4 protein-coding genes are annotated in these 5,177 nt (G+C 65.9%); 3 read left to right on the forward strand and 1 reads right to left on the reverse strand.

The features are described 5' to 3' along the window. Positions 1 to 311: 311 nt before the first annotated feature. Positions 312 to 1,385: an AraC family transcriptional regulator gene (locus HUU94_RS07480; protein ID WP_217429586.1), complete on the reverse strand. Its 1,074-nt coding sequence runs from the start codon at positions 1,383 to 1,385 to the stop codon at positions 312 to 314. Positions 1,386 to 1,688: 303 nt separating this feature from the next. Here HUU94_RS07480 and HUU94_RS07485 point away from each other — a divergent pair, with 303 nt between their 5' ends. From HUU94_RS07485 to HUU94_RS07495, 3 genes are read left to right on the forward strand one after another with little or no spacing between them, the layout of a single operon-like run. Continuing rightward, complete coding sequence (locus tag HUU94_RS07485) at positions 1,689 to 2,804, forward strand: NADH:flavin oxidoreductase (RefSeq protein ID WP_302480187.1); 1,116 nt, start codon at positions 1,689 to 1,691, stop codon at positions 2,802 to 2,804. Further along, complete coding sequence (locus HUU94_RS07490; RefSeq protein ID WP_174274467.1) at positions 2,804 to 4,465, forward strand: FAD-binding protein; 1,662 nt, start codon at positions 2,804 to 2,806, stop codon at positions 4,463 to 4,465. Before HUU94_RS07485 ends, HUU94_RS07490 begins: the two co-directional genes overlap by 1 nt. After that, positions 4,458 to 5,099, forward strand: a complete 642-nt coding sequence (locus HUU94_RS07495) for a glutathione S-transferase family protein (RefSeq protein WP_174274468.1) — start codon at positions 4,458 to 4,460, stop codon at positions 5,097 to 5,099. The genes HUU94_RS07490 and HUU94_RS07495 overlap by 8 nt, the downstream gene beginning before the upstream one ends. The last annotated feature ends 78 nt before the right edge of the window (positions 5,100 to 5,177 follow it).

Consider the following 5,177-nt stretch of genomic DNA (forward strand, 5'->3'; position numbering starts at 1 on the left):
TGACTTCAGCCTTACCCGCTCATGCTGAGGTGAGACCGAGTAGCTCCGCAGGAGCGTATCGAGGGCTCGTATCGAAGCACGGCTCCAGGGCATGTCCTTCGATAAGGCTCTCGACAGGCTCGATCCCTACTCAGGATGAGCGGAGGAGTGGGTCAATCTAAAGTTATCCTCCCAGAGGCTGTCCTGTTCAAGCTGAAACGTCACCCCGGCCTTGTTCCGGGGTCCCGCTTCTTCTTCAGCGTTGGCAGGCAGCGGGACCCCGGATCAAGTCCGGGGTGACGAGAGTGCAACGACAGACTCAAACCGGAGGCTCAGGCGGCCTGCGTCAATTTGTTGCGAAGCTGGCGGGGCGATTCGGCGAACCAGCGGTAGCAGCTGCGCGACAGCACCGAGGCCTCCGAATAGCCCAGCATTTCGGCCACCCGGATCAGCGGAACCTCGGGCTGGCGCAGGTAGCGCAACGCGACGTCGCGCCGAACGCTATCCTTGATCATCTCGAAACATTCGCCCTCCTCGCGCAGCCGGCGTTGCAGCGTGCGCGGGTGCAGCCCGAGCGTCGAGGCGACGCGGCTGTTCGTGCATTGCCCGGCGACGAGAAGCTTCGCCACGATCGAGCGGACCCGGGTCGTCATCGTCGTCGCGGCCGATGGAAAGCGCGTATCGATGAACGTCGTCGCCAGTTCGTACAATTGCGGATCGGGATCGCTGATCGAGCGCGCGAGATCATGATCGTAAAAGAACAGCCCGCTGGAAGACTGGCCGAAACGCACGACGCCGTTGAAATGCGCGCGATAGACCGCGATCGGCGCCAGCGGCTCGTGGCTGAACCAGATTTCGCACGCCCGCGCCTGCGCGCCGCTGATCGAAATGGCGGCATGCTGGGTCAGCAGCAGCGCCTGTTCGACCGTCTGCCGCTGATACGGCAGATGCGCGAGCAGGATTTCGAAGCGGAGGAAGGTACGCCCCGCGCCCCATTCGGGTTCGAGGCAGATCCGCGCCGAAGGACTGTAGGCCTGGATATGTTCGGCACAGTAGCGGAAGGCATCGCCGAGCGTCGAGGAATTGCGCATGACGATCTCGAGCGGACCGAGCACCTTCGCCCCGCCCTGCGCGGCGCCGAGCCGCAATCCGAAATCGGGGCAGCCGAGCTCGCTCGCGCAACGCTCCAGCAGATGCACCATCAACCGATAGGAGATCACCGCGTTGCGATTGTCGAGCAGCGCCGGATCGATCTGGGCGCGCGCCAGGATCGCCGCGGGATCGCCGCCGAGGCTGGTGACGACCTCGTTGAAACTGCGCAGCGCATCGATCCGGACGACGGCCGCCCCGCCCTCGTCGTGCGTATGGGGATTGTTGCCGACATAGCCGTCGACATGCTCGATCATCATAAACCTCTCCCGCGCCCCCGATCTCACGTCGGCCGATCCGGGTCCACTACCATCGCATGGTCGGTGGTTTCACCGCACAATGCCACCGGTTTTTTGGAAAACGCATCCTGATTTTTGCACAATGCGGCGGGGAATGCCACCTTGTCCGTCCGCTGGAGCCGCGCATCTGTCGCTTCTCATCAAGACGATGATCGAATCCGGCCGCAGACGATCCTGGTTCAGGCCAGGCAGGGCAGGAGTCGCGCCATTCATAACCGGCCCACCGCCGAGGCGGCCACGAATCGGGGGACGGCCGCGTCCCTGTTCGAGCCGTTCACGCTCGGCCGCGCCACGCTGTCCAACCGAATCGCGATGGCACCGATGACGCGCGGCTACGCCTCGAACGGCGTTCCCGGCGAAAATGTCGCCGAATATTACCGGCGTCGCGCGCAGGGCGGCGTGGGGCTGATCATCACCGAAGGCACCTGGATTGCGCACCCCGCCGCCTCGAACGAGGCGAGTATCCCCGATTTCCATGGCGAGGCGCTGCGCGGCTGGCGCCGCGTCGTCGAGGCGGTCCATGAAGCGGGTGGCAGGATCATGCCGCAGCTCTGGCATGTCGGCCTGATCCACAAAAAGCCGCCGGAGCACCGCCGGGTCGGCGAAACGCCGGCGCAATCGCATCATATCGGACCCTCCGGCATCTCGGGCGGGGTGGGCGTGCCGCTGTTCGATGCCACGGCGCCGATGTCGCTTGCCGATGTGGATTCGGTGATCGAGGCCTTCGCCGCCGCCGCGCGCGCGGCGATGGACCTCGGTTTCGACGGCGTCGCGCTCCATGGTGCGCATGGCTACATCATCGATCAATTCCTCTGGCACGCCACCAACCGGCGGACCGATCGCTACGGCGGCAGCCATCGCGATCGCGCGACGTTCGCCGCCGAGATCGTGGCGGAGATCCGCCGCCGCACCGCTCCCGATTTCCCGATCATATTGCGCTATTCGCAGTGGAAGCTGCACGATTATGACGCGCGGCTGGCCGAAAATCCCATGGAGCTTGAAGCCCTGCTCGCGCCGATCGCGGAGGCCGGCGTCGATCTGATCGATTGTTCGCAGCGGCGTTTCTGGGAGCCGACGTTCGCGGGCTCCGATCTCAATCTGGCGGGATGGACCAAGCGGCTCACCGGCAAGCCGACCATGACCGTCGGCTCGGTAGGGCTCGATCGCGATTTCATGAGCTCGCTGTTCGATCGCGACAAATCGGCGGGCACCACCGATCTGGTTCGGCTCGTCGCGATGTTCGAGCGGGGCGATTTCGATCTCGTCGGGGTCGGCCGGGCGCTGATCGTCGATCCCGAATGGACGCGGAAGGTGAAGGAGGATCGCATGGACGAGCTGCTTCCCTACGACTCACGGGCTCTGGAGGCGCTCATCTGATGACCGGACATTGGGACGAGGAAACCGATCTGATCGTGATCGGCAGCGGCGGCGGCGCCTTTGCCGCCGCGCTGGCGGCGGTGAATGCCGGGCTTTCGGTGATCATCTTCGAGAAGGGATCGCGCTTCGGCGGGTCGACGGCAATGTCCGGCGGCATCCTGTGGCTGCCCGGCAATCCGGTGCTGAAGCGTACCGGCGATTCGGATAGCATCGCGGAAGGGAGAACCTATCTCGACGCCCTGATCGGGCAAACCGACCCTTCCTCGACGCCGTCGCGGCGCGAGGCGTTCCTGCAGGCGATCGCGCCGATGGTCGCGATGCTGGAGGGCGAGGGGCTGAAATTCTATGCCTGCGAGGGCTATTCGGATTATTATGACGATCTGCCCGGTGGTCATTCGGCCGGACGCGCGATCGGCGCGAAGATGATCTCGGCCAAGCGGCTCGGCGACGATCGCGACAGGCTCCAACTGCTCCCCGGCTGGAACCTGCCGATCGCGACCGACGAATTCGCGGCGATGTCGCTCGCGGCGCGCACGATCAAGGGCAAGATCATGACGCTGCGCGTCGCCGCGCGCTCGCTGCGGCAGAAGCTGGAGGGTGCCCCGCTATATTTCCGGGGTGCGGCGTTGCAGGCGCGGATGCTGCTCGCGGTGCGCAAGCGCGGCATCGATCTGCGCGCGAAAAGCCCGGTCGCGGGGCTGATCGAGGAAGACGGCGCGATCACCGGCGTGCGAATCACGCCGAAGGATGGCGAGGAGCGGCGGGTCCGCGCCCGCCGCGGCGTGCTGATCGCGGCGGGCGGCTATGCGCGCAATCCCGATCTGCGGCGGCGGCATCAGCAATTGGGGTCCGGATCGGATTGGACGATGGCCAATCCCGGCGACACCGGCGATCTGCTTACCGAGGCGATCGCGCACGGCGCCGCCACCGCGCATCTCGACCAGAGCTGGTGGGTTCCGGTTTCGCTCAAGGCCAACGGGCAGATCGCGGGCTTCCATTCGCCGCAGGAGATGCAGAAGCCCTATTGCATCACCGTCAACGCCAAGGGCGCGCGGTTCGTGAACGAAGGCGCATCCTATATGGAGCTCGGCCAGGCGATGCGCGCGCACGACGGCGTCCCCGCGTGGGTGGTGATGGATGCCCGCCATCGGCGCTATTATCCCTGGGGCGCGGTGCCGCCGCGCGTGATGCCCGGGAGCTGGTTGAAGTCCGGCTATATGAAGCGCGCCGGCACGATCGAGGAGCTCGCCGCGCAATGCGGGATCGATGCCGAGGGACTGAAGCGCACGGTCGAACGCTTCAATCGCTTCGCGCATGCGGGCCGCGACGAGGACTTTCATCGCGGCGATCGCGCCTATGATCGCTACCAGGCGGATCCCCGGGTGAAGCCCAACCCTTCGCTCGGCGCGATCGAGCAGGCGCCCTTCTACGCGGTTCGGATCGTGCCCGGCGACGTCGGCACTGCGGGCGGGCTGATGGCCGACGAGGATGGCCGCGTACTGCGCGCCGACGGATCGCCGATCGCGGGACTGTATGTGACGGGCAATGCCTCGGCGCCGGTGTTCGGCTCTACCTATCCGGGGCCGGGTGCCAGCATCGCCGCGTCTTTCGTTTTCGGCTATCGCGCGGCCCGCCACGCCGCTGGAGCAAATCATGTCTGATCTCGTCGTCCACCATCTCGGCATATCGCAATCCGAACGGATCGTGTGGCTCTGCGAGGAACTGGAACTGCCCTATACGCTGGTCCGCTACGATCGGGACCCCGCCACGCGGATGGCGCCGGAAGCCTATCGGGCGCTGCATCCGATCGGGATCGCCCCGGTCGTCGAAGTGGATGGCCTGATGCTCGCCGAATCGGGCGCGATCATCGACTATCTGGTAATGAAGCGGGGCGGCGGCCGGCTGACGCTCGCCGTCGACGATCCCGGCTTCGCCGACTGGCTGTTCTGGTTCCACTTCGCGAACGGCACGGTGATGCCCGCCGCGATGATGGGGATCATGGGGAGCCTGCTGGGCATCGACGGCGGCCTGATGGCGACGCTTTCCGAGCGCAGCACGCGGGCGGACGCGCTGGCCGAGACGCATCTGGCGAAGGCGACCTGGTTTGCCGGGGAGAGCTTCACGACCGCCGACATCATGATGGTGTTCCCGCTGACGACGATGCGCGCCTTCGCGCCGCGCGACCTGGCGGCCTTCCCCAACATCCGCGCCTATCTCGCCCGGATCGGCGAGCGTCCCGGCTACCAGCGCGCGATGGCGGCGTGCGAGCCGGGCTTCACCCCGATGCTCGCCTGATCTTCGAGTCGAAATCGACCCGGTTGAATCGCGAGGGATTCCGTTTGGGCTGATTTTCTGATTCAATATGCTGGCTGG

The organism is Sphingomonas bacterium, assembly GCF_903644055.1.
Lineage (GTDB): Bacteria > Pseudomonadota > Alphaproteobacteria > Sphingomonadales > Sphingomonadaceae > Sphingomonas_I.

What these genes read in the sequence shown, in the direction of transcription:
- HUU94_RS07495 (WP_174274468.1), top strand. Translation starts at nt 4,458, where the DNA reads ATGTCTGATCTCGTCGTCCACCATCTCGGCATATCGCAATCCGAACGG.
- HUU94_RS07490 (WP_174274467.1), top strand. Translation starts at nt 2,804, where the DNA reads ATGACCGGACATTGGGACGAGGAAACCGATCTGATCGTGATCGGCAGC.
- HUU94_RS07480 (WP_217429586.1), bottom strand. Translation starts at nt 1,385, where the DNA reads ATGATCGAGCATGTCGACGGCTATGTCGGCAACAATCCCCATACGCAC.